The sequence below is a fragment of the Streptomyces sp. LMG1-1-1.1 genome, from assembly GCF_040815545.1.
Classification (GTDB): domain Bacteria; phylum Actinomycetota; class Actinomycetes; order Streptomycetales; family Streptomycetaceae; genus Streptomyces.
This window is the reverse complement of record NZ_JBFPNH010000048.1, coordinates 1-22,956: the sequence shown is the minus strand read 5'-3', so window position 1 is coordinate 22,956 and position 22,956 is coordinate 1. Positions and strand designations below refer to the sequence as shown.

Below are 22,956 nucleotides of genomic sequence, written 5' to 3'. Positions count from 1 at the left end.
CGTCCCCAAGTGACCCGGTTGCGCCGCAGAGTGAGAACCCCCACCGTTCAAAACAATGTCAAAACGCCGCAGAAGCGGACGTATTTGAGCGACTTCGTTCCGTTTCGTCGCCGCTCAGTCCATGCGGCGCGCGCCGCCCAACAATCCGGTCTCGGCGTCCGTCGCCTGCGTCATCACGAACTGGCGGTCGTTCTGCGTGCACCAGAGGGTCACCCCGTCCGCGAGCGTGGACAGCGCCTCGTACTCGTGACGGGGGAGGCCCATGATCCGACCGATCTGCGCCGCCTCGTCCGGGGACACCCGCTGGATCCCGACGAGCGAGGACTTCTCCAGGAGCCGGGGCGCGACAGGGCTCAGATAGGGGAGCAGCGTCACCACCGACTGCCAGGGCGCCGACACCACACGGCCGCGCGGGGGCCGCATGCCGCAGTCCCGGACCACGACCACCGGGCTGCCCGCCGACGCGCCCTGCGGCGGCACCCGGCCGACGTCGTGCAGCGCGATGCACGGCTGCCCGCCGCCGGCGGCCTGCGCCAGGGCCGTCCACGCCTGCGCGCGGCCGGTCTCGACGGCCACCCGGGCCCCCGTCGCGGCGGCCCGCAGCGCGAGGACCTGCGCGGTCCACAGGCCGCCGATGAGGGTGACGTCGTACGGCACGGGCCGGTTGATGCCGAGCACGGCGGGCCGGTTCTCGGCGTCCACACCGATCACCATGCCGTCGTCGCCCACCGGCAGGGCCAGCGCGTCCAGCTGCTCGAGGGGAACCGAATGCCGGTCGCGGCGCGGCCCGACGAGCCCGAAACCGAACCGGGGCCGCGTCCCCCGGCCCGTACGCGGGGAAGCGGAGGAGCCGGAGCCGGGCTGCGTACCGAACGAACCGGAAGCACCGGAGCCGGGCTGCGTACCGAACGAACCGGAAGCACCGGAGCCGGGCTGCGTACCGAACGAGCCGGAAGCGCCGGAGGACGGCTGCGTACCGAAGGAGGCGGTGGACATCAGCGCGCACCCCCCAGCGGCAGCGTCGCGAGCATGCCCGGCACCTGTTCCCGGTCGAGACGCACCAGACCCGTCCTCACCCCGCGCGCCGCGCGCTCCAGTTCGTGCCGCGCGGCCACGAGCTCCTCGTCACTGCGCCCGGTGATCCGCACGTGCCCGGTCACGGTCACCTCCTGCCGGTCCCCGCCGCTCAGCGTCAGACTGAACGTCGTCGCGAGCGCGGGCAGCGACGTCAGCAGGGCCACCAGCTGCGGCATCGACGCTCCCGCGCCACCGCTCCGGCCGCCCAGCTGGGGCCAGCGCCCCACCCAGTACGTCGTGTGCCGCCGGTCGTCCACCCGCCAGGTCCGCGCGGTCTCCTGCGTGCGCCGCGTCTGCGCCTGGCCCCGGCCCGCCTGCGCGATGGCCATCGGGCTCGCGCAGGTCGAGGTGGCGAGGGCCGACGTCAGCTCCTGCTCGGTCAGCACGTCCGCCCGGAAGCCCGCGCCCGCCAGCCGGCTCGCCAGCTGGTCGGCCGCCCGCACCACGCACTTCTGCGCGCCCGTCATGCCGCCGCCGCGGGCGGCGACCGCCTCCGGGCACAGTTCGGGGTCGAGCTTGAGGGCGATCCAGGTGATCCGCACCGCGGGCGAACCCGTCTGCGCCTGGAGCGGCCCGTAGTTGCGCGCCGCCATCGACTGCGGGGGCAGGTGCGGCGCGGGCGCCGGCTGGGTGTGCTGCACGATCTGCGCCGACTCGAGACGGATGCCGTCCACCACGAGGACGTCCCGGACGAGCCCGACGGGCAGCGGCCGCGCCGCGCGGTCCGGACGCAGCGCCGTGCCGTCCGACTCGACCCGCAGGACGGCGGTGAGGAAGGTGCCGTCGCCGATCATCCCGACCGGACGGCGGTCACGGTCGCTGTACGCGTAGGTCCGCAGCGCCGGATCGCACTCCACGACCGGCGCGAGTCCCGGTTCGGTGCCGGCCGGCACCGTGAAGGAGGCGGCCCGGCGCGACCGGGCGCGCAGCGCGAGGAAGGTGCCGAGCCACTCCGGCAGGGAGCGCCGGTGCCTGCGCACCAGGGCCAGGAGGACGAGCACGACCGCGACCACGCCCGCGGGCACGAGCAGCATCGGCTCCACGACCCAGGCGACGGCGAGCAACGCGGCCGCCACCTCGATCAGTACGAGCTGTTGCAATCGGAACGACCCGAAGTGTCCGGGACGTGCCTGGAGCCTCGGCGAGACCGAGGAGGCGGGTCCGGTGGACGGGGGCGCTGAGGCGGTGGCCGCGGCGGGCCGCGTCCGCGTCGCGGAAGCCATGATGGAGAATCCCCCTCAATTCGTCCCGATCACCCTGGCCCGCCAGGGCTTTGGCGGCCGGATCACCCTACCCGCCCCACGAACCCCACGGGACAGCAGGCATAGTAGGGGTCCGGTCCGACAGCCGGGGCCCGGTTGCCACCCCTCCGATCCCCGCGCGAAGACTGCGCCTGACGAGAATGGGGACTCATGGCATCGCGCCGGGACGAGCTCAACGCGTACACCTTTGCGAAGAAGCGCACGGTGGCGGCATTCCTCCAACCCTCGCCCTCCGGCACGGAGGAGGGGGCGCCGAAGCCGCTGCGCGCGATCGTCCCCGGTGTGATCGTCGCCGCCCTCGTGCTCGCCGGATTCGGCGCGTGGGGCATGTTCAGCCCGGCCGCACCCAAGGGCTGGGACACCCCGGGCACCCGGGTGATCGTCGGCAAGCAGTCGACGAGCCGGTACGTCGTCCTGCAGACCGGCAAGGGCAAGGACGCCAAGACCCTGCTCCACCCCGTCCTCAACCTCGCCTCGGCCCGACTCCTGCTCAACCCCGACCAGTTCCAGGTCGTCCAGGTCGACGACAAGACCCTCGACCTCGGCAAACCGCCGCGCGGCCCCATCCTCGGCATCCCGTACGCCCCCGACCGCCTGCCCGCCGCGGACGACGCGGGCACGCCCAAGCGCTGGGCCGTCTGCGAGCAGCCCGGCGGCGGCAAGGGCGCCAGCGTCCAGAAGGCGACCTTCCTCTTCGCCAAGCGCGACCGGGAACGCACCGAGGGGAAGGGGCAGCTGAAGGACGGGCAGGTCCTGTACGTCCAGGGACAGACGGGGAAGGCCAGCTTCCTGGTCGACCACACCGGCACCAAGTACCCGGTGAAGGCCGACTCCACCGGACTGCTCACCGCCCTCGTCGGGCTCAACAAGGTGCCGCAGCCTGTCACCGACGACTGGCTCGCCACCCTGAAGACCGGCGACGAGATCGACTTCCCGCACGTCGACGGCGAGGTCGGCGCCCCCGCCGGCGTCCCCGGCGGCGGCCTGACCGCGACCGAGAACCGGGTCGGCATGGTCCTCCTCGCCCAGACCGGCTCGGGCCCCCAGCAGTACGTCGTGCTGCCCGGCAAGGTCCGGCCGGTCAGCGACTTCACCGCCTGGCTCCTCATCAGCGCCCCGCAGACCCGCCCGCTCGACATGGACGGCAAGCCGACCAGCGTCAACGCCTCCGACTTCGAACCGGACTCCGCCGTCTTCCAGCCGCGCGCGCACTGGCCGGCGAAGAAGTCCGAACAGGCCAACGACGTCACCGGCGCCGCGGGCGCCCGGGACACCGTGTGCAGCGTCCTCACCGGCGTCGACGAGGCGGGCAACACCACCCTCACCACCTGGGCCGGCCCCGAGTACCCCGCCGACATCACCGCCGGCGGCACCAGCACGTACGTCACCCCGGGCAGCGGGCTGCTCTACACCCAGGTCCAGGGGAAGCAGAAGGCGCCCGAAGGCTCGCTCTTCCTCGTCACCGACACCGGACTGCGGTACGCCGTCCAGGCCAACGGCGACAGTGACTCCGCCCGCTCCGAGATCGGCGCCGGCGAGCAGAAGGAGACCGGACGCCCGGAACCCAGCGACGCCCAGAAGCGTCTCGGGTACGAGAAGGTCAAGCCGGCCCGCGTCCCGATCGAATGGTCGGAGTTCCTGTCGAAGGGGCCGCGACTCGACACCAACAGCGCGCGTCAGCCGCAGGGTTCCTGAGGGGTGGCACCGGTGACGACGACGTACCGCGCGGCGGCCCTGCTCGCCGCGGGCACCCTCACCGCCCTGCTCGCCGCGCCCGCGGCGACCGCCGCGCCGCGCCCTGACGGCCCCGGCCTCGATGGCAGCGGCGAGTGCACCTTCCCCATGAAGAAGCAGATCGAGGGCACCCCCTGGCCGCTCCAGCGGGTCCTCCTCGACGAGCTGTGGCAGGACACCAAGGGCAAGGGCGTCCGGGTCGCGGTCATCGACACCGGCGTCGACGACGTCAACCCGCAGCTGAGCGACGCCGTCGACGCCAAGGCGGGCAAGGACTACCTCACGCCCGACAAGGAGAACCCCGGCTTCGGCGACGAGAAGCGCGGCAAGACCGACGGCACCGTCGACGACGTCGGCCACGGCACCAAGGTCGCCGGCATCATCGCCGCCCGACCCCGCAAGGGCACCGGCTTCGTCGGCCTCGCCCCCGAGGCGACCGTCATCCCGATCCGGCAGAACGACGAGAAGAACAGCGGCAAGTCCGACACCATGGCCAAGGCGATCGACCACGCCGTCGCCAAGGGCGCGAAGGTCATCAACATCTCGCAGGACACCACGCAGCCGCTGAGCCCCGACTCGCCGATGGGCAAGGCCGTCGCCCGGGCGATCGGCGCGGACGTCGTCGTCGTCGCCTCCGCGGGCAACGACGGCATGGACGGCAACCGCAGGAACACCTACCCCGCCGCCTTCCCCGGGGTCCTCGCCGTCGCCTCCTCCGACCGGAACAACGAGCGCGCCGAGTTCTCCCAGGCCGGCACCTTCGTGGGCGTCGCCGCCCCCGGCGTCGACATCGTCTCCACGGTCCCCGGCGGCGGCCAGTGCGTCGACAACGGCACCAGCTTCTCCGCCCCGTACGTCGCCGGCGTCGCCGTCCTGCTCCGCGCGAAGTACCCGAAGTGGAGCGCGGCCCAGATCGTCGCCCGGATCGAGCAGACCGCCGTCCGCCCCGTCAACGGGCGTGACGACTACATCGGTTGGGGCGTCGTCGATCCCGTGCGGGCGCTCGCCGACGTCGGCCCCGGGGCGCCGCCGGCCTCACCCACGCCCGACCCGGGCCCGCCCCGGCCGCCGGCGCCCGAGGCGGCCCGTCTGGCGCTGTCGGAGACGCCCCAGGAGCGCTCCGAACGGCTCGCCACCTACGCGTTGGGGATCGGCGGCGTTCTGGTGGCCGTGGTCGCCGGAACGGCCGTCGTGATCCGCGACGGCCGCCGCGGAAGGAGGGTCCGATGAGCCGTCTCCCGGCCAAGTATCCGGACCTTCCTTTGCAGTTGGAACTGTCGCCGTCAATGGCTACAGTGACCGCTGGGGGCACGGCAGTGCGAACCCAGCACGGGGGCGGCATCAGAAGATTCCCGTCCGCATCACGACCGGATGGCCCGACGGCCCGGCCGTCGACGCCGCCGAAGGAAGAAGGGGCAAGATGTCGAAAGACCTGAACGTAACCAGTGCCGAACAAGTCAAGCTCGCCGGCCGGATCCAGGACTTCTCCGACGAGCTCCAGGCCCGCATCACCTCCCTCAACGGCGTGGTGGACCGCGTCCAGGCGGGCTGGCAGGGCGCTGCGAGCAAGGAGTACGACCGGGTCCAGAACGACCTGAACCAGCGTCTGCGCAGCATGCGCGCCGAGCTCTCCAAGCTCGAGGAGATCATGCGCATGAGCGCCGACGGGTTCACGCGCGAGGAGGAGGACCGTCTGCGCTCCTTCCGCACGATGGACGGCGACGGCTCCGGCGGCGGCGGCAACCAGAGCGCCATCCTCGGCATCTGAGTCACGACCAGACCAGTCCTCCGCGCCACACTCACTTCAGGAGTCAATACCATGACCACTGCGGTCAATTACGACACCGTGACGCAGGCGGCGGCCGACACCCGCCTGACGTCCAGCACCCTCACCCAGAAGCTCGACGACCTCATGGTCGAGGTCAACCGGGTCGCCTCCAACTGGGAGGGCGAGGCGAAGATCGCGTACCGCGAGAGCCAGGACCGCCTCACCCGCGACATGGCCGGCATGAACCAGGACCTGGCGCGCATCGCCCAGCTCCTCGACGAGTCGGTCGCCGGCTACCAGGACACCGACAAGGGCAACGCGGCCCGGTTCCGCATGATGTGACACCCCGCGCACACCTGAGGGGGCGGCCCGTCCGACGGGCCGCCCCCTCACGCGTACCGGCGCCGATCCGCCGGACAGGCCCGAGGGCCTGTCGTCAAACTCCCGTCTGCCCTGCGGGCGACGACGGGAGTTTGACGACACGCCCTAGCGCAGGTCGAACTCGCCGTCCCTGGCGCCCAGGACGAACGCGTCCCACTCGGCCTTCGTGTACCGCAGCACGGTGTCCTTGTCGAGGGACGAGCGCATCGCCACCCCTCCCTCGGGAAGGCGCGCGATCTCCACCCGCTCCTCGTCCGGGTTCGTCCCCGGAGCCCCCTGCCACTCGACGCCGGAGATGTCCAGCGCGTACAACTCGTCCTTCTGCCGCTGCTTCTCCGCGGCCCGGGCGGCGTCCGCGCTCTCGGCGGTGGTCTCGTGGGCGTCGGTCATCGGCGCTTTCCCTTCGCGGTGGTACGGCGGTCCCTCCCACAGTAGTGGGAGGGACCCCTCCCCTCAGTGCTGTTCGGGCAGCCAGCCCAGCTGCACCAGCGGCGTCCCGCGCTTCCGCGACACGAACGTGCCCCGACCCGGCGGCATCGGCCGCGCCCGGACACCGCCCAGGACGTCGCCCTCCTGCGGATCGCCGGAGAGGATCACGCCCTGCGCGCCCAACTCCCGCATCCGCTGCATGAACGGCTCGTACATCGCCCGCGACGCACCCGCCTGGCTGCGCGCCACGATGAAGCGGATGCCGACGTCCCGCGCGAACGGCAGGTTCTCCACGAGGACCGCCAGCGGGTTCCCCGAGTTGGTGGCCACCAGCTCGAAGTCGTCGACGAGCACGAAGAGCTGGGGCCCCGTCCACCAGCTGCGGTCGCGCAGCTGCTGCGGCGTGATGTCGGGCTTCGGCGCCCGCTTCGTCATCACCGTGTTGATCGCGTCCATGTGCATCTGCATGGCCGACGCCATCGGCGCGTACTCCAGCAGGTGCGAAGGCGCCACGGCCTCCAGCATCGTCCGCCGGTAGTCGCCCACCACGATCCGCGCCTGCTCCGGCGTGTACCGCTCGCACAGCTGCTTGGCGATGAGCCGCAGCAGCGCCGTCTTGCCGGACTCGCTCTCACCGAAGACCAGCAGGAACGGATCCGCCTCGAAGTCGACGAACACCGGCTCCAGGTTCGTCTCGTCGATGCCGATCGCGATGCCGTGCTGCGGGTACTCGAAGCCCTTCGGCAGCTGCTCCGCCGGCAGCTTGCGCGGCAGCAGCCGCACCGCCGGGGCCGGCGCACCGGTCCAGCTCGCCTTCACCGCCCGCACGAACGCCGCCGTGCCGTCCGACAGGTCGGCGGAGGAGCTCGACCCGTCGATCCGCGGCAGCGCCCCCATGAAGTGCAGCTTCTCCGGCACCTGGCCGCGCCCCGGCACCCCGGTCGGCACGTTCGCCGCGACCTTGCGGTCGAACTCGGAGTCCATGACGTCACCGAGCCGCAGTTCGAGCCGCCCCAGCATCTGGTCCTTGAGCGCGGCCCGCACCTCCATGTACCGGGAGGCGGTGATCACCACGTGGATGCCGTAGCCCAGACCGCGCGCCGCGATGTCCGCGACGATCGGCTCCAGCATGTCGTAGTCGTTGCGGAAGCCGCCCCAGCCGTCCACGACCAGGAACACGTCGCCCCACGCCTCGCCCGGCAGCTCGCCCGCGGCCCGCTTGCGCCGGTAGGTCGCCATCGAGTCGATGGAGTGCGAACGGAAGAACTCCTCCCGCCGGTTGAGCACGCCCATCACCTCGGCGACCGTCCGCCGCACCCGCTCCGGGTCGAGCCGCGACGCGACGCCGCCGACGTGCGGCAGGTCCGCGAGCGACACCATGCCGCCGCCACCGAAGTCCAGGCAGTAGAACTGCACCTCGGCCGGGGTGTGGGTGAGCGCGAACGACGAGATCAGCGACCGCATGATCGTCGACTTGCCGGACTGCGGACCGCCGACCACCATCATGTGACCGGCCGCGCCCGAGAAGTCCCGGTAGAGCACCTCGCGCCGCTGCTCGAACGGCTTGTCGATGAGGCCGAGCGGCACCGTGAGCGCGCCCTGCCGCGTGTACTCCGTCGCCGTGAGTCCCCGGTCCGCCGTCTGCGCCAGCCCGGGGAGCAACTGGTCGAGCGACGGCGCCTGGTCGAGCGGCGGCAGCCACACCTGGTGGGCCGGCACGCCCTGCCCCTCCAGGCGGCGCACGATCACGTCGAGGACGGTGTCCGCGAGCGCGTCGTCCTCGTCGGCGCGCAGCGCCGTCAGGTACGCCGGGTCCGGCGCCGCGTACACCACCGGCACCGGCGACGCCGTGAACAGCGCGGGTCGCCGCTCCACCGGCAGCTGCCCGATCTCCAGCCGCGGCCCGCCGGTGCGGTACGTCCCCGACACGTACGCCGCCTTGAAGCGGGTCATCTCGTCCGTGCCGAACTTCAGATAGCCCGAACCCGGCACCGAGGGCAGGTGGTAGGCGTCCGGTACGCCGATCGCCGTCCGCGACTCCGCCGCCGAGAAGGTCCGCAGACCGATCCGGTACGACAGGTACGTGTCGAGGCCGCGCAGCTTGCCCTCCTCGAGGCGCTGCGAGGCCAGCAGCAGATGCACGCCGAGCGACCGGCCGATGCGGCCGATCTGGATGAACATGTCGATGAAGTCGGGCTTGGCGGTGAGGAGTTCGGAGAACTCGTCGATCACGAGGACCAGCGAGGCCAGCGGCTCCAGCGGAGCGCCCGCCGCCCGCGCCTTCTCGTAGTCGTGGATGTTGGCGTAGTTGCCCGCCGAACGCAGCAGCTCCTGACGGCGCTGGAGCTCGCCGCGGATCGCGTCGCCCATGCGGTCGACCAGCGTCAGGTCGTCCGACAGGTTGGTGATGACCGCCGCCACGTGCGGCATCTGCGACATGCCCGCGAAGGTCGCGCCGCCCTTGAAGTCCGCGAGGACGAAGTTCAGCGTCTCCGAGGAGTGCGTCACCGCCAGACCGAGCACCAGCGTCCGCAGCAGCTCCGACTTGCCGGAACCCGTCGCGCCCACGCACAGGCCGTGCGGGCCCATGCCCTCCTGCGCGGCCTCCTTCAGGTCCAGCATGACCGGCTGGCCGTCCTCGCCGACACCGATCGGCACCCGGAGCCGCTCGGCCACCGACCGCGGCCGCCAGGTCCGCGCCACGTCCACCGACTCGGCGTCCCCGAGGTTCAGCAGATCCGTGAAGTCCAGATTGGCGAGCAGCGGCTCGTCGTCGTCCCCGCCACCCATCCGCAGCGGCGCCAACTGCCGGGCCAGCGCCTCGGCCGCCGGCAGCGAGATCCCGTCCGGCAGCCCCTCGTACGCGAATCCGCCGCCCGACTCCAGACGCAGCCGGCCCGGCCGTACCACCACCGACAGTCCACCGCGCGGTTCGTCGAGGTCGCCGGAGACCACCTCCACGATCGTCACGCCCTGGAGGCCCTCGGCCGCCGCGAGCAGCGAGTCCGGCGGCACCATGCCGCCGTCCAGGACGACGACCACGTGCGGCTGGTCGAGCACCGGCTGGTTCTCCCGCGAGAACCGCGGCCGCCCGTCCAGCCTCGAACGGACCAGGTTCTCCAGCTCGCCGAGGTCGTCACCGAACAGCCGCTTCGTACCGGCCCCGTCGACCTGGCCGGGCACCTGCGTGTGCGGCAGCCACTTCGTCCAGTCCCACCGCTCCTGCGAGGCCCGCGCCGCCACCACCGCGAGCATCAGGTCGTCGGGGGAGTGCAGCGTCACCAGCTGCGCCACCAGCGCACGCGCCACGGCCTGCGCCGACTCCGGCTCACCCGACACCGTCACGTGGTAGAACGCCCGCATCGAGACCGCCATCGGCAGCCCGTCCAGCGTCCCGTGCACCGCGAGGAACTGCTGCATCGCACCCGCGCACAACGGCTCGAGCTCGTCCACCGGCGCCGTGTCGGGTGCCACCAGCGGCGTCGACAACTGCTGCGCCCCGAGCCCTATGCGCGCCTGCCCGAAGTCGTGGTCGCCGACCCGGCGCTCCCACACCCGCGACCCCTCGGCCACCACCGACCACAACTGCTCGGGGGAGGGGTGCAGATACAGCTGGGCGTCCCGCTGCGCGCGCGCCGTGCGCCGGACCGTACGCCGGGTCTGGGCGAGGTATTTGAGGTAGTCGCGGCGGACATCGGACATTTGCCCCTGCGTACCGCGACGGAATCTGACGAACTGGGCGACGGCCATCGCGACCGTCGACGCCAGCATCAGTGTGCCCATGATCCGCATGATCGGCGACGGCGTCATGAAGAAGAAGACCACCGAGGAACCCATGCCCAGCATCGGCAGAAGCTGCATCAGCGCCGACTCCTGCTGCCCCCGCGGAAGTTCCGGCGGGGACTCCAGGACCAGTGCCTCGCCGGGCACTTCCGGTGGAAGCGCCCTCGGCGGGCGTTTGACGACGATCTGGCTCACCGGCGCATCAATCCCTCGTTGGAGGCGGGCTCGTGGCGGGAGCATCCGCACCGGCACCCCAGTCGGCGGCCGAGCGCGCGGACTTCCCCCATGGGACGGCGATCCTACTTGCAGCCCCCACCGGCCGTCCCCGGTAGGGTGGCGCGCGCATCGTGCGCAACCGCGAATCAGACCGGGCGCAACCGCGCATCCGACGGGCGCATCCGCGAATCAGGGGGTCCACACACGTGAGTACGACCGCAGCGACCGGCTTCTGCCGCGTCACCGTCGTGGCGCCGGACAGCCGCATCGACGTCGCGCTCCCCGAGGACATCGCCGTCGCCGACGTCTACCCGGAGATCCTGCGGCTCACCGGGCAGACCCAGGCCGCCGGCACCCCCACCGGATACCACCTGGTCCGCCGCGACGGATCCGTCCTCGACGGCGCCCGCACGCTCGCCGCCCAGCAGGTCCTCGACGGCGAGGTGCTCTCCCTGCGCCCCTTCGCGCAGTCGCTGCCGCCGGCCGTCTACGACGACGTGTCCGACGCCGTCGCCTCCGCCGTCACCCGCGACCGGCACCTGTGGAGCGACGAACTGCTGCGCGGCGCCGGCCTCCTCGGCGGCGTGCTGCTCCTCGTCCTCATGGGCTTCGTCCTCTGGTTCGCCGACCCGGTCCGCCACGACATGCACAGCCTCCCGGGGATCATCGCGGGCGCCGCCGGCCTCCTCCTCACCGCGTTCGCCGGCGTCCGCGCCCGCGTCTACGGCGACCGGGCCACCGCCGTCGCCCTCGGCCTCGGAGCCCTGCCGCTGCTGCTCATCGCCGGCTCCGGCATCATCGGCCCCGACGCCGGCGAGGGCCCCGGACGCCTCCAGTTCCTCCTCGGCTGCGTCACCGTGCTCGTCGCCGCGGTGGCCCTCGTCGCGCTCACCCCCAGCGGGGACGCGCCCTTCGTCGCCGCCACCTTCCTCGCCGGCGTCGGCACCCTCGCCACCTTCCTGGCGATCCTCACCGAGACCACCGCCACCGAGACGGCCGCCGTCTGCGCCCCCGTCGCCATCGGCCTGGTCGCCTTCCTGCCCGGCCTCTCCGCCCGCTTCGCCCGCCTCCCGATCGGTTACGCGGCCCCGCGCAGCGCCGCCGACGACGAGTTCCTCGGCGACGCCCAGCAGCCCGGCGAGGAGGCGCAGCCCGTCGACGGCGAGCGCATCGCCCTCCAGGCCCGCCGCGGCCACGAGATGCTCCTCGGCCTGGTCGGCGGCTGCGCGGCCGTCGTCGTCGGCTCCGCCGCCGTGCTCGGCTTCGCCGGAAACGTCTGGGGCCAGCTCCTCGCCCTCGGCGCCGGCCTGGCGATGCTGCTGCGCGCCCGCCTCTTCCGCTACACCTCGCAGGTCGCCTGCGTCCTGGTCGCCGGCATCGCCGCCATCGCGCTGCTCGTCCTCGGCCTCTCCCTCAACCCGCCGGCCGACCTGGTCAAGGACCTCCTCATGTACGGGGACCGGGGCGGCCTCGACATCCGTACGATCTGGCTCACCGCGGCCGTCGCCGCCGGAGCCGCGCTGATCACCGCCATCGGCCTGATCATCCCGAGGAAGGGCCTCTCGCCCTTCTGGGGCCGCCTCCTCGACCTGACGGAGGGCTTCGTCCTGCTCTCCCTCGTGCCGCTCTGCCTCGCCGTCCTCGACGTCTTCACCTCGGTCCGCGCGCTGACCAGCAAATAGCTGCGAACGGAAATCGCGACCAGGGGAGCTCCGGCGAGCTGGTACGCTGTGTGACGGCCGTTTGTGTACGCGCTCCCGGAATGCCCCGAGATCACTCGGATGCCTCTGGAGGCTGCGCCCATCGGACCTTCGCCTCCGAGTCATGGAAGCTCCCCTGAGAACCAGACCAGGGGCACTCGTGGGCGCACGAAGACCAACGAGGAGTACCGCGTGTCTCTCGACGCCGCTACGAAGAAGCAGATTTTCGCCGAGTTCGGCCAGAAGGAGGGCGACACCGGCTCTCCCGAGGTCCAGGTCGCGATGCTCTCCCGCCGCATCTCGGACCTGACCGAGCACCTCAAGCAGCACAAGCACGACCACCACTCCCGTCGTGGTCTGCTGATCCTGGTCGGCCAGCGTCGCCGCCTGCTGCAGTACCTGGCCAAGAAGGACATCCAGCGCTTCCGTGCGCTGGTCGACCGCCTCGGCATCCGCCGCGGTGCGGCCGGCGGCGCCAAGTAACACGCCGTTGAGGGAGCGGTTCCCACTTTCAGGGGGCCGCTCCCTTTGCTGTACGTGCGCAAAGTGTGCGCACCGGCATAGTCTGGTCGCACAACCCCATACGACGAGCGAGAAGCCGCCGGCGCCGGCCGCCGGTCCTCGGTAGTGGCCCCCGGGACGAACCCCCGGGTGCTTCGATCGAAGACCGGCCCGCATCCGAGGCGAGCTTCTCCGCCACCGTCGCACACCGTCCCCGGCCACACGGGCCGAAGGACGCAAAGACGAACACGTAGGAGAAACCACTAGTGGAGAACGAGACCCACTACGCCGAGGCCGTCATCGACAACGGCACCTTCGGCACCCGCACCATCCGCTTCGAGACCGGCCGCCTCGCCAAGCAGGCCGCCGGCTCCGCCGTCGCCTACCTGGACGACGACACGATGGTCCTCTCTGCGACCACCGCCTCGAAGCGCCCCAAGGACCAGCTCGACTTCTTCCCCCTCACGGTGGACGTCGAGGAGCGGCAGTACGCGGCCGGCAAGATCCCCGGCTCCTTCTTCCGCCGGGAGGGCCGCCCCTCCGAGGACGCGATCCTCACCTGCCGCCTGATCGACCGGCCGCTGCGCCCCTCCTTCAAGAAGGGCCTGCGCAACGAGATCCAGATCGTCGAGACGATCATGGCGCTCAACCCCGACCACCTGTACGACGTGGTCGCGATCAACGCCGCCTCCGCGTCGACGATCCTGGCGGGCCTGCCCTTCTCCGGCCCCATCGGCGCCACCCGCGTCGCCCTGATCAAGGGCCAGTGGGTCGCCTTCCCGACGCACACCGAGCTCGAGGACGCCGTCTTCGACATGGTCGTCGCCGGGCGCGTCCTTGAGGACGGCGACGTCGCGATCATGATGGTCGAGGCCGAGGCCACCGAGCGGACGATCGAGCTCGTCAAGGGCGGCGCCGAGGCGCCGACCGAGGAGGTCGTCGCCGCCGGTCTCGAGGCCGCGAAGCCCTTCATCAAGGTCCTCTGCAAGGCCCAGTCGGACCTCGCCGCCAAGGCCGCCAAGCCCACCGGCGAGTTCCCGGTCTTCCTGGACTACCAGGACGACGTCCTGGAGGCGCTCACCGCCGCCGTCAAGGGCGAGCTCACCAAGGCGCTCACCATCGCCGGCAAGCAGGAGCGCGAGGCCGAGCTCGACCGCATCAAGGAGCTCGCCGCCGAGAAGCTCCTCCCGGCCTTCGAGGGCCGCGAGAAGGAGATCGGTGGCGCCTACCGCGCGCTGACCAAGAAGCTGGTCCGCGAGCGCGTCATCAAGGACAAGGTCCGCATCGACGGCCGTGGCCTCACGGACATCCGTACGCTCGCGGCCGAGGTCGAGGCCATCCCGCGCGTGCACGGCTCGGCGCTGTTCGAGCGTGGCGAGACCCAGATCCTGGGCGTCACCACCCTCAACATGCTCCGCATGGAGCAGCAGCTGGACACCCTCTCCCCGGTGACCCGCAAGCGCTACATGCACAACTACAACTTCCCGCCGTACTCCGTCGGCGAGACCGGCCGCGTGGGCTCGCCCAAGCGCCGCGAGATCGGCCACGGCGCCCTCGCCGAGCGCGCCATCGTGCCGGTCCTCCCGACCCGCGAGGAGTTCCCCTACGCGATCCGTCAGGTGTCCGAGGCCCTCGGCTCCAACGGCTCGACGTCGATGGGCTCGGTCTGCGCCTCCACCATGTCGCTGCTGAACGCCGGTGTGCCGCTCAAGGCCGCCGTCGCCGGTATCGCCATGGGCCTGATCTCCGAGGAGATTGACGGCCAGACGCACTACGTCGCCCTCACCGACATCCTCGGTGCGGAGGACGCCTTCGGCGACATGGACTTCAAGGTCGCCGGCACGAAGCAGTTCGTGACCGCGCTCCAGCTCGACACCAAGCTCGACGGCATCCCCGCCTCGGTCCTGGCCGCCGCGCTGAAGCAGGCCCGCGACGCGCGTCTGCACATCCTCGACGTGATGAACGAGGCGATCGACGTTCCGGACGAGATGTCCCCGAACGCGCCGCGCATCATCACCGTCAAGATCCCGGTGGACAAGATCGGTGAGGTCATCGGCCCCAAGGGCAAGATGATCAACCAGATCCAGGAGGACACCGGCGCCGAGATCACGATCGAGGACGACGGCACCATCTACATCGGTGCCCAGCAGGGTTCGCAGGCCGAGGCCGCCCGCGCCACGATCAACTCCATCGCCAACCCGACCATGCCGGAGGTCGGCGAGCGCTACCTGGGTACGGTCGTCAAGACCACCACCTTCGGTGCCTTCGTCTCCCTCATGCCCGGCAAGGACGGCCTGCTGCACATCTCGCAGATCCGCAAGCTCGCCGGTGGCAAGCGCGTGGAGAACGTCGAGGACGTGCTGGCGATCGGCTCCAAGGTCCAGGTCGAGATCGCCGAGATCGACCAGCGCGGCAAGCTGTCCCTGATCCCCGTGATCGCGGACGAGGACGCTGCCGAGGGTGACAAGGACGACGCTGCCAAGTGACGTCCCGTAGTTCCCGCGCGACGGCCCGCCCCTCTTCGGAGGGGCGGGCCGTCGCCCGTACCCAAACGCTTCTCCCGGGCAGGGACGGCATCGGCACGGTCCGCCGTACGACCCTCCCCGGCGGCCTCCGGATCGTCACCGAGACCCTTCCCTCCGTGCGCTCCGCCACCTTCGGCATCTGGGCGCACGTCGGCTCCCGCGACGAGACCCCGACGCTCAACGGCGCGACCCACTACTTGGAGCACCTCCTCTTCAAGGGCACCCGCAAGCGGTCCGCCCTCGACATCTCCGCCGCGATCGACGCGGTCGGCGGCGAGATGAACGCCTTCACGGCGAAGGAGTACACCTGCTACTACGCGCGGGTCCTCGACACCGACCTGCCGCTGGCGATCGACGTCGTCTGCGACATGCTCACCGGCTCCCTCGTCCTCGAAGAGGACGTGGACGCCGAGCGCGGTGTCATCCTCGAAGAGATCGCGATGACCGAGGACGACCCCGGCGACGTCGTGCACGAGCTGTTCGCGCAGACGATGTTCGGCGACACCCCGCTGGGCCGCCCGGTCCTCGGCACCGTCGACACCATCAACGCGCTCACCCGCGGCCAGATCGCCCGCTTCTACAAGAAGCACTACGACCCGACACACCTGGTCGTCGCCGCCGCCGGCAACGTCGACCACGCCACGGTCGTACGCCAGGTCCGCCGCGCCTTCGAGAAGGCCGGCGCGCTCGGCCGTACCGACGCCGTCCCCGTCGCCCCCCGCGACGGCCGGCGCACCCTGCGCACCGCGGGCCGCGTCGAGCTCCTGAACCGCAAGACCGAGCAGGCCCACGTGGTCCTCGGCATGCCGGGCCTGGCCCGCACCGACGAGCGCCGCTGGGCCCTCGGCGTGCTGAACACCGCCCTCGGCGGCGGCATGTCCTCCCGCCTCTTCCAGGAGGTCCGCGAGAAGCGCGGCCTGGCCTACAGCGTGTACTCGTACACCTCGGGCTTCGCCGACTGCGGCCTCTTCGGCGTGTACGCGGGCTGCCGACCCAGCCAGGTCCACGACGTCCTCAAGATCTGCCGGGACGAGCTCGACAAGGTCGCCTCCGACGGTCTCACCGACGAGGAGATCACCCGCGCGGTCGGCCAGCTCTCCGGATCGACCGTCCTCGGCCTGGAGGACACCGGCGCGCTGATGAACCGCATCGGCAAGAGCGAGCTCTGCTGGGGCACCCAGATGTCGGTCGACGACATGCTCACCCGCATCGCGGCGGTCACCCCGGACGAGGTCCGCGAGGTCGCCCGCGATGTACTGGAGCAGCGGCCCTCGCTCTCGGTGATCGGCCCGCTGAAGGACAAGCAGGCGGACCGCCTCCACCAAGCGGTCTCCTGACCCACAAGTTCCCTAAGGAATTGCAATGAGCAAGCTGCGCGTGGCGGTCCTCGGAGCCAAGGGCCGTATCGGCTCGGAGGCGGTCAAGGCCGTCGAGGCCGCCGAGGACATGGAACTGGTCGCGGCCCTCGGCCGCGGTGACGAGCTGGACGCGCTCACCGAGGCGGGCGCCCAGGTCGTCGTCGAGCTGACCACCCCGGCCTCGGTCATGGAGAACCTCGACTTCTGCGTGCGCCACGGTATCCACGCGGTCGTCGGCACCACCGGCTGGACCGAGGAGCGCCTCGCGCAGCTGAACGGCTGGCTCGCCGCCTCCCCGGGGACCGGCGTCCTGATCGCGCCGAACTTCTCCATCGGCGCGGTCCTCACCATGAAGTTCGCGCAGATCGCGGCCCCGTACTTCGAGTCGGTCGAGGTTGTCGAACTGCACCACCCGAACAAGGTCGACGCGCCCTCCGGCACGGCGACCCGCACCGCCCAGCTCATCGCCGAGGCCCGGTCGAAGGCAGGCTGCGCCCCGCAGCCCGACGCCACGACCACCGCCCTCGCCGGTGCGCGCGGGGCGGACGTCGACGGCGTGCCCGTGCACGCGGTACGCCTCCGGGGCCTGCTGGCCCACCAGGAGGTGCTGCTCGGCGGCGAGGGCGAGACCCTCACCGTCCGCCACGACTCGCTGCACCACTCCAGCTTCATGCCGGGCATCCTCCTGGGCGCCCGCCGCGTGACCACCGCTCCGGGCCTCACCTTCGGCCTGGAGCACTTCCTGGACCTGGGCTGACGGCCATGGGCGGAAAGATCACGTACGTCTTCCTGGCCACCGTCCTCGTGCTCGTCTTCGGCGTGGTGGCGATGGAGGGCGTCCTGCTGCTCCTCACGGGCGAGCCGGCCGCCATGGGCATGGGCGCGGTGGCGTTCCTGCTGCCCGGCGTCGGCGGCTGGTTCCTCTGGCACAACACCCGGTTCGCGCGCCGGGCCGGCCGCCTCGCCACCGAACTGGAGGCGGAGGGCGGCCTGCCCGTCGACGAGCTGAAGCGCTCCGAGGGCGGCCGGATCGACCGGGACTCGGCCGACGAGGTCTTCGCCCGGCGCAAGGCCGAGACGGAGGACTCACCCGAGGACTGGCGCTGCTGGTTCCGGCTCGCGGTCGCCTATCACGACGCCCGCGACACCCCCCGGGCCCGCAAGGCGATGCAGCGGGCCATCGCGCTCCACGAGGGGCGTCCGGTCAGCGCGTAGCGGCCGGGTCCACGCCGTACTCGGCGTTCCACGCCTCGACCGTGTCGGCCGCCCGGTCGAAGGCCTCGACACGGGAGAGGAAGTCGGCGTTGTGGTCGGTGAGCAGCAGCAGCTGCTCACCGCCCTGCCGGTCGAGCACCAGGGCCTGGCCCTGGACCGTGCGGGGGAGTCCCAGCCAGCGCACCGGCTGCTGGACGGTCCGCACGGAGATCACCTGGGCCCACCGCACGGTGACGGTCGAGAGGAAGCCCACGCGCCGCACCCCGGCGCGGCTCACCCATGTCCCCATGCGCAGCATGCGCAGGGCGGCGACGATGACGAGCACGGCGATGCCGAAGGTGGCGAGCGACCCGCCGACGGCTCCGGCGGCGGCGATGATCACCGCGGCGAGCAGCACGAACGAGGCGAGCAGCAGGGCCAGCGCCGCCGATCCGACCCGCCATGACCCCGGCCGGTAGGGACGACGCCACTGATCGTGATCGTCGAACGGCAGGGCGACGTGGTCGGTCGTGTCAAAAGCACGGTCGGCCGTCAGGAAGGGCAGGGGCACGACAGGTCCTCACTCACAAGCACGCTCGAAGGGGCAGTGCCCGGTGAGGCTACCTCAGCGGTTGTCGGAGGCCTCGGACTGCTGCTGACGAGTGGCCGAGTCCCCCGACTGGAGGGACGGCATGCCGAAGATCAGCGCTCCGACGAGTCCGGCCACGACGGTCAGTCCGATCAGCGTACGGCCCATGATCTCCGCCGCGCCGGGACGCTCCCGTGGCGGGGGAGTGACGTTACTGCGGAAGTGGTCGGCCTCCGCGACGAACGCGAACGGTACGGCCTCTTTCCGGCTGAACATCAGGTCCACTCTCCTCGGTCGTCGACGTGCTTCACAGAGAGAGACGACAGAAGCGGTGGTTTGGTGCCCTATTTCACCAAAGCAGCCGAATCTCATCCTCCGGTAGGACGTCGTTAGAGTGGGCGACTGCACCCCGACTGGAAGGACCGCTGGTGAGCGACAGCACCATCGAGAACGTGAAGATCGACTTCCGGAGCGACGTCACCGTCGAGCTGGTCAAGAGCGCGGCGGCCGACTCCGACGTCCTCTGGGCGGCCCGGGTCTCCACGGCGGGCGAGCAGTCCCTCGAAGAGCTCCAGAAGGACCCGGAGCGGTCCAAGGGCCTCATCAACTACCTGATGCGGGACCGCCACGGCAGCCCCTTCGAGCACAACTCGATGACCTTCTTCATCAGCGCGCCGATCTTCGTGTTCCGCGAGTTCATGCGGCACCGCGTCGGCTGGTCGTACAACGAGGAGTCGGGCCGCTACAGGCAGTTGGAGCCGGTCTTCTACGTCCCCGACGCCTCCCGCAAGCTGGTCCAGCAGGGCCGCCCGGGCAAGTACGTCTTCGTCGAGGGCACCCCCGAGCAGCACGAGCTCGTCGGCCGCACGATGGAGGACTCGTACCGTCAGGCGTACGCCACCTACCAGGAGATGCTGGCCGCCGGCGTCGCCCGCGAGGTCGCCCGCGCCGTCCTCCCGGTCGGTCTCTTCTCCTCGATGTACGCCACGTGCAACGCCCGCTCGCTCATGCACTTCCTCGGTCTGCGCACCCAGCACGAGCTCGCCGCGGTCCCGTCCTTCCCCCAGCGGGAGATCGAGATGGTCGGCGAGAAGATGGAGGCGCACTGGGCCCGGCTGATGCCGCTGACCTATGACGCCTTCAACAAGAACGGCCGCGTGGCCCCGTAACGCACACATGTCCGAACACCTCGTGCGAAGTGTCCGTATTGCGGCGTTTCACGAAGTTCATCTAGGCTGATCAAACGGACCCGGCGCTGCCTGAACCCCCGAGCAGGCAGCGCCGGGCTCCCTTTATCGTGTCCCCCTAGGGGACACCCGGCGCTGAGCAGCGAGTAGCGTGTTACCCATGGCTCCGATCTCCACTCCGCAGACCCCCTTCGGGCGGGTCCTCACCGCCATGGTCACGCCCTTCACGGCGGACGGCGCACTCGACCTCGACGGTGCCCGGCGACTGGCCACCCACCTGGTGGACGCAGGCAACGACGGCCTCGTCGTCAACGGCACCACCGGCGAGTCCCCCACCACCAGCGACGCGGAGAAATCGGAGCTCGTACGAGCGGTACTGGAGGCGGTCGGCGACCGCGCCCACGTCGTCGCCGGCATCGGCACCAACGACACCCGGCACTCCATCGAGCTCGCCCGCACCGCCGAGCGTGACGGCGCCCACGGCCTCCTCGCCGTCACGCCGTACTACAACAAGCCCCCGCAGGAGGGCCTGTACCGGCACTTCTCGGCCATCGCCGACGCCACCGGCCTGCCGGTCATGCTCTACGACATCCCGGGCCGCAGCGGCGTCCCGATCGACACCGAGACGATCGTCCGTCTCGCCGAGCACCCGCGCATCGTCGCCAACAAGGACGCCAAGGGCGACCTCGGCCGCGCCAGCTGGGCCATCGCCCGCTCCGGCCTCGCCTGGTACTCCGGCGACGACATGCTCAACCTGCCGCTGCTCTCCGTCGGCGCCTGCGGCTTCGTCTCCGTCGTGGGCCACCTCGTCACCCCGGAACTCCGCGCCCTCCTCGACGCCCACCTGGGCGGCGAGGTCCAGAAGGCCACCGAGATCCACCAGAAGCTGCTCCCGGTCTACACCGGCATGTTCCGCACCCAGGGCGTCATGACCACCAAGGCCGCCCTCGCCCTCCAGGGCCTCCCGGCCGGCCCCCTGCGGCCGCCGCTCGTGGAGCTCTCCCCGCAGGAGACGGACCAGCTCAAGGTCGACCTGGCCGCCGGCGGGGTAGAACTCTGACATCGGACTTCACAACTGAACACTGACAACAGCAAGTGCACGAATGTCATGCTCGCCACGTGCCACCGGCACGTGGCGTGCGTGGTGAGGAGAGTCTTTTGAGTCATCCGCATCCTGAACTCGGCGCGCCGCCGAAGCTCCCGAAGGGCGCCCTGCGCGTCACCCCGCTCGGCGGGCTCGGCGAGATCGGCCGCAACATGACGGTCTTCGAGTTCGACGGCCGTCTGCTCATCGTCGACTGCGGCGTCCTCTTCCCCGAAGAGGAGCAGCCGGGCGTCGACCTGATCCTTCCCGACTTCACCATCATCCGGGACCGTCTCGACGACGTCGAAGGCATCGTGCTCACGCACGGCCACGAGGACCACATCGGCGCCGTCCCCTACCTCCTCCGGCTCAAGCCGGACATCCCGCTCATCGGCTCCAAGCTGACCCTCGCCCTGATCGAGGCCAAGCTCCAGGAGCACCGCATCCGCCCCTACACCCTCGAGGTGAAGGAAGGCGACCGCGAGGCGCTGGGCCCCTTCGACTGCGAGTTCATCGCGGTCAACCACTCCATCCCGGACGCCCTGGCCGTCGCCATCCGCACCCCGGCGGGCATGGCGGTCGCCACCGGCGACTTCAAGATGGACCAGCTCCCGATGGACGGCCGGCTCACCGACCTCCACGCGTTCGCGCGGCTCAGCGAGGAGGGCATCGACCTCCTGCTGTCCGACTCGACGAACGCCGAGGTCCCCGGGTTCGTCCCGCCGGAGAAGGACATCTCCAACGTCCTGCGGAACGTCTTCGCCAACGCCCAGAAGCGCATCATCGTGGCCAGCTTCGCCAGCCACGTGCACCGCATCCAGCAGATCCTCGACGCCGCCCACGAGTACGGCCGCCGGGTCGCCTTCGTCGGCCGCTCGATGGTCCGCAACATGGGCATCGCCCGCGACCTGGGCTACCTCCGGGTCCCGGCCGGCCTCGTCGTCGACGTGAAGACCCTCGACGACCTGCCGGACGACGAGGTCGTGCTGGTCTGCACCGGCTCCCAGGGCGAGCCCATGGCCGCCCTGTCCCGGATGGCCAACCGCGACCACCAGATCCGGATCGTCCCCGGCGACACCGTGATCCTGGCGTCCTCCCTCATCCCCGGCAACGAGAACGCGGTCTACCGCGTGATCAACGGCCTGACCCGCTGGGGCGCGAACGTCGTCCACAAGGGCAACGCCAAGGTCCACGTCTCGGGCCACGCCTCGGCCGGCGAGCTGCTGTACTTCTACAACATCTGCCGTCCGAAGAACCTCATGCCGGTCCACGGCGAATGGCGCCACCTGCGCGCCAACGCCGAGCTCGGCGCCATGACGGGTATCCCCAAGGACCACATCGTCATCGCCGAGGACGGCGTCGTCGTCGACCTGATCGACGGCCGCGCCCGCATCACCGGCAAGGTCCAGGCGGGTTACGTGTACGTGGACGGCCTCTCGGTCGGCGACGTCACCGAGTCCCACCTCAAGGACCGCCGCATCCTCGGCGACGAGGGCATCATCTCGGTCTTCGTGGTCGTGGACTCCTCGACCGGCAAGATCGTCAGCGGTCCGAACATCCACGCCCGGGGCTCCGGCATCGAGGACTCGGCGTTCGACGCCGTCATCCCGAAGGTCGACCAGGTCCTGAACAAGTCGGCCCAGGACGGCGTCGTCGAACCCCACCAGCTCCAGCAGCTGATCCGCCGCACCGTCGGCAAGTGGGTCTCCGACACCTACCGCCGCCGGCCGATGATCCTCCCGGTCGTCGTGGAGGTCTGACCAGCGCCGCACCGGAGCGGGGCCCCTCGATTTGCATCGGGGCGCCCCGCTCCAGTACGTTTACGGCTCCGCCAGATCGGGAACCACCGGCGCCGCCGTGCGCCTTAACGGTTCTTCAGGAGGCGGGAAATCCGACTCAGATCTTCTGATAAAGTCGGAAACGCCGAAAGGCCCCCGGAGTGAAAACAAAAGGGACCGGAAAGCACCGAGGAAATCGGATCGGAAAGATCTGATAGAGTCGGAAACGAAGGAAGCGCCCGGAGGGCCTGGAAACAGGAACAAAGGAAGCGTCCGCACCTTGAGAACTCAACAGCGTGCCAAAAATCAACGCCAGATTAGTTGATACCCCGTCCATCTTCGGATGGCGAGGTTCCTTTGAAAGTCCTGCCGGCCCTTGTGGCGGGTAGG

20 protein-coding genes are annotated in these 22,956 nt (G+C 70.8%); 13 read left to right on the top strand and 7 right to left on the bottom strand.

What is annotated here, in order from left to right; all coding sequences use genetic code 11:
- Nucleotides 1-114: 114 nt before the first annotated feature.
- Both MRBLMG1_RS27005 and eccE read right to left on the bottom strand, forming a co-directional pair.
- Complete coding sequence (locus MRBLMG1_RS27005) at nt 115-996, bottom strand: hypothetical protein (protein ID WP_367826726.1); 882 nt, start codon at nt 994-996, stop codon at nt 115-117.
- A complete protein-coding gene (eccE, locus tag MRBLMG1_RS27000) occupies nt 996-2,300 on the bottom strand; it encodes a type VII secretion protein EccE (RefSeq protein WP_367826725.1) in 1,305 nt (434 codons plus the stop codon). Before eccE ends, MRBLMG1_RS27005 begins: the two co-directional genes overlap by 1 nt.
- Before the next feature lie 189 nt (nt 2,301-2,489).
- Between eccE and eccB the strand changes: the two genes are divergently transcribed.
- From eccB to MRBLMG1_RS26980, 4 genes are all read left to right on the top strand, one after another.
- Nucleotides 2,490-4,034 carry a type VII secretion protein EccB gene (eccB, locus tag MRBLMG1_RS26995; RefSeq protein ID WP_367826724.1) on the top strand — a complete coding sequence of 515 codons (1,545 nt, stop codon included), beginning with the start codon at nt 2,490-2,492 and terminating at the stop codon, nt 4,032-4,034.
- Between the two features lie 12 nt (nt 4,035-4,046).
- Nucleotides 4,047-5,303 (top strand): type VII secretion-associated serine protease mycosin, encoded by a 1,257-nt coding sequence (gene mycP / locus MRBLMG1_RS26990; protein ID WP_367826723.1) that lies wholly within the window; start codon nt 4,047-4,049, stop codon nt 5,301-5,303.
- A gap of 190 nt (nt 5,304-5,493) precedes the next feature.
- Entirely contained in the window at nt 5,494-5,841 is a 348-nt protein-coding gene (locus MRBLMG1_RS26985) for a WXG100 family type VII secretion target (protein WP_367826722.1), read from the top strand.
- A 51-nt stretch (nt 5,842-5,892) separates the two neighbouring features.
- Nucleotides 5,893-6,183: a WXG100 family type VII secretion target gene (locus MRBLMG1_RS26980; protein ID WP_367826721.1), complete on the top strand. Its 291-nt coding sequence runs from the start codon at nt 5,893-5,895 to the stop codon at nt 6,181-6,183.
- Nucleotides 6,184-6,327: 144 nt separating this feature from the next.
- Here MRBLMG1_RS26980 and MRBLMG1_RS26975 read toward each other — a convergent pair whose 3' ends face one another.
- Both MRBLMG1_RS26975 and eccCa read right to left on the bottom strand, forming a co-directional pair.
- Nucleotides 6,328-6,612, bottom strand: a complete 285-nt coding sequence (locus tag MRBLMG1_RS26975) for a DUF397 domain-containing protein (RefSeq protein WP_367826720.1) — start codon at nt 6,610-6,612, stop codon at nt 6,328-6,330.
- A 63-nt stretch (nt 6,613-6,675) separates the two neighbouring features.
- The gene (gene eccCa, locus MRBLMG1_RS26970) at nt 6,676-10,629 is read right to left on the bottom strand and encodes a type VII secretion protein EccCa (protein WP_367826719.1); all 3,954 of its coding nucleotides are present in this window, start codon (nt 10,627-10,629) and stop codon (nt 6,676-6,678) included.
- Nucleotides 10,630-10,856: 227 nt separating this feature from the next.
- Between eccCa and eccD the strand changes: the two genes are divergently transcribed.
- The 6 genes from eccD (at nt 10,857) to MRBLMG1_RS26940 (ending at nt 17,949) form a co-directional block, all read left to right on the top strand.
- Nucleotides 10,857-12,332, top strand: a complete 1,476-nt coding sequence (eccD, locus tag MRBLMG1_RS26965) for a type VII secretion integral membrane protein EccD (protein WP_367826718.1) — start codon at nt 10,857-10,859, stop codon at nt 12,330-12,332.
- Between the two features lie 210 nt (nt 12,333-12,542).
- On the top strand, nt 12,543-12,833 hold the full coding sequence (gene rpsO / locus MRBLMG1_RS26960) for a 30S ribosomal protein S15 (RefSeq protein WP_147979976.1): 291 nt from the start codon (nt 12,543-12,545) through the stop codon (nt 12,831-12,833).
- Between the two features lie 284 nt (nt 12,834-13,117).
- Nucleotides 13,118-15,337: a polyribonucleotide nucleotidyltransferase gene (locus MRBLMG1_RS26955; RefSeq protein ID WP_367826717.1), complete on the top strand. Its 2,220-nt coding sequence runs from the start codon at nt 13,118-13,120 to the stop codon at nt 15,335-15,337.
- Nucleotides 15,334-16,713, top strand: a complete 1,380-nt coding sequence (locus MRBLMG1_RS26950) for a M16 family metallopeptidase (protein WP_367826716.1) — start codon at nt 15,334-15,336, stop codon at nt 16,711-16,713. The genes MRBLMG1_RS26955 and MRBLMG1_RS26950 overlap by 4 nt, the downstream gene beginning before the upstream one ends.
- A gap of 25 nt (nt 16,714-16,738) precedes the next feature.
- Nucleotides 16,739-17,491, top strand: a complete 753-nt coding sequence (gene dapB, locus MRBLMG1_RS26945; protein ID WP_367826715.1) for a 4-hydroxy-tetrahydrodipicolinate reductase — start codon at nt 16,739-16,741, stop codon at nt 17,489-17,491.
- A 5-nt stretch (nt 17,492-17,496) separates the two neighbouring features.
- On the top strand, nt 17,497-17,949 hold the full coding sequence (locus MRBLMG1_RS26940) for a hypothetical protein (protein ID WP_367826714.1): 453 nt from the start codon (nt 17,497-17,499) through the stop codon (nt 17,947-17,949).
- Here MRBLMG1_RS26940 and MRBLMG1_RS26935 read toward each other — a convergent pair.
- Together MRBLMG1_RS26935 and MRBLMG1_RS26930 are read right to left on the bottom strand one after the other, a co-directional pair.
- Nucleotides 17,939-18,499: a hypothetical protein gene (locus MRBLMG1_RS26935; protein WP_367826713.1), complete on the bottom strand. Its 561-nt coding sequence runs from the start codon at nt 18,497-18,499 to the stop codon at nt 17,939-17,941. The two genes, MRBLMG1_RS26940 and MRBLMG1_RS26935, sit on opposite strands and share 11 nt — an antisense overlap.
- A 54-nt stretch (nt 18,500-18,553) precedes the next feature.
- A complete protein-coding gene (locus MRBLMG1_RS26930; RefSeq protein ID WP_367826712.1) occupies nt 18,554-18,793 on the bottom strand; it encodes a hypothetical protein in 240 nt (79 codons plus the stop codon).
- A 152-nt stretch (nt 18,794-18,945) separates the two neighbouring features.
- On the opposite strand from MRBLMG1_RS26930, the gene thyX reads away from it, so the two are divergent.
- The 3 genes from thyX (at nt 18,946) to MRBLMG1_RS26915 (ending at nt 22,548) form a co-directional block, all read left to right on the top strand.
- Nucleotides 18,946-19,686 carry an FAD-dependent thymidylate synthase gene (thyX, locus tag MRBLMG1_RS26925; protein ID WP_367826711.1) on the top strand — a complete coding sequence of 247 codons (741 nt, stop codon included), beginning with the start codon at nt 18,946-18,948 and terminating at the stop codon, nt 19,684-19,686.
- Nucleotides 19,687-19,864: 178 nt separating this feature from the next.
- Entirely contained in the window at nt 19,865-20,764 is a 900-nt protein-coding gene (gene dapA, locus MRBLMG1_RS26920) for a 4-hydroxy-tetrahydrodipicolinate synthase (RefSeq protein ID WP_367826710.1), read from the top strand.
- Nucleotides 20,765-20,862: 98 nt separating this feature from the next.
- Nucleotides 20,863-22,548, top strand: a complete 1,686-nt coding sequence (locus MRBLMG1_RS26915) for a ribonuclease J (RefSeq protein ID WP_367826709.1) — start codon at nt 20,863-20,865, stop codon at nt 22,546-22,548.
- 136 nt (nt 22,549-22,684) lie between these two features.
- Here the strand turns inward: MRBLMG1_RS26915 and MRBLMG1_RS26910 are convergent.
- Nucleotides 22,685-22,956 (bottom strand): hypothetical protein (locus MRBLMG1_RS26910; protein ID WP_367826708.1); only part of this gene is annotated, 272 nt, incomplete at its 5' end.

Coding starts and splice junctions, on each gene's coding strand:
- MRBLMG1_RS27005 (WP_367826726.1), bottom strand. CDS start 996: ATGTCCACCGCCTCCTTCGGTACGCAGCCGTCCTCCGGCGCTTCCGGC.
- eccE (WP_367826725.1), bottom strand. CDS start 2,300: ATGGCTTCCGCGACGCGGACGCGGCCCGCCGCGGCCACCGCCTCAGCG.
- eccB (WP_367826724.1), top strand. CDS start 2,490: ATGGCATCGCGCCGGGACGAGCTCAACGCGTACACCTTTGCGAAGAAG.
- MRBLMG1_RS26985 (WP_367826722.1), top strand. CDS start 5,494: ATGTCGAAAGACCTGAACGTAACCAGTGCCGAACAAGTCAAGCTCGCC.
- MRBLMG1_RS26980 (WP_367826721.1), top strand. CDS start 5,893: ATGACCACTGCGGTCAATTACGACACCGTGACGCAGGCGGCGGCCGAC.
- MRBLMG1_RS26975 (WP_367826720.1), bottom strand. CDS start 6,612: ATGACCGACGCCCACGAGACCACCGCCGAGAGCGCGGACGCCGCCCGG.
- dapB (WP_367826715.1), top strand. CDS start 16,739: ATGAGCAAGCTGCGCGTGGCGGTCCTCGGAGCCAAGGGCCGTATCGGC.
- MRBLMG1_RS26940 (WP_367826714.1), top strand. CDS start 17,497: ATGGGCGGAAAGATCACGTACGTCTTCCTGGCCACCGTCCTCGTGCTC.
- MRBLMG1_RS26930 (WP_367826712.1), bottom strand. CDS start 18,793: ATGTTCAGCCGGAAAGAGGCCGTACCGTTCGCGTTCGTCGCGGAGGCC.
- dapA (WP_367826710.1), top strand. CDS start 19,865: ATGGCTCCGATCTCCACTCCGCAGACCCCCTTCGGGCGGGTCCTCACC.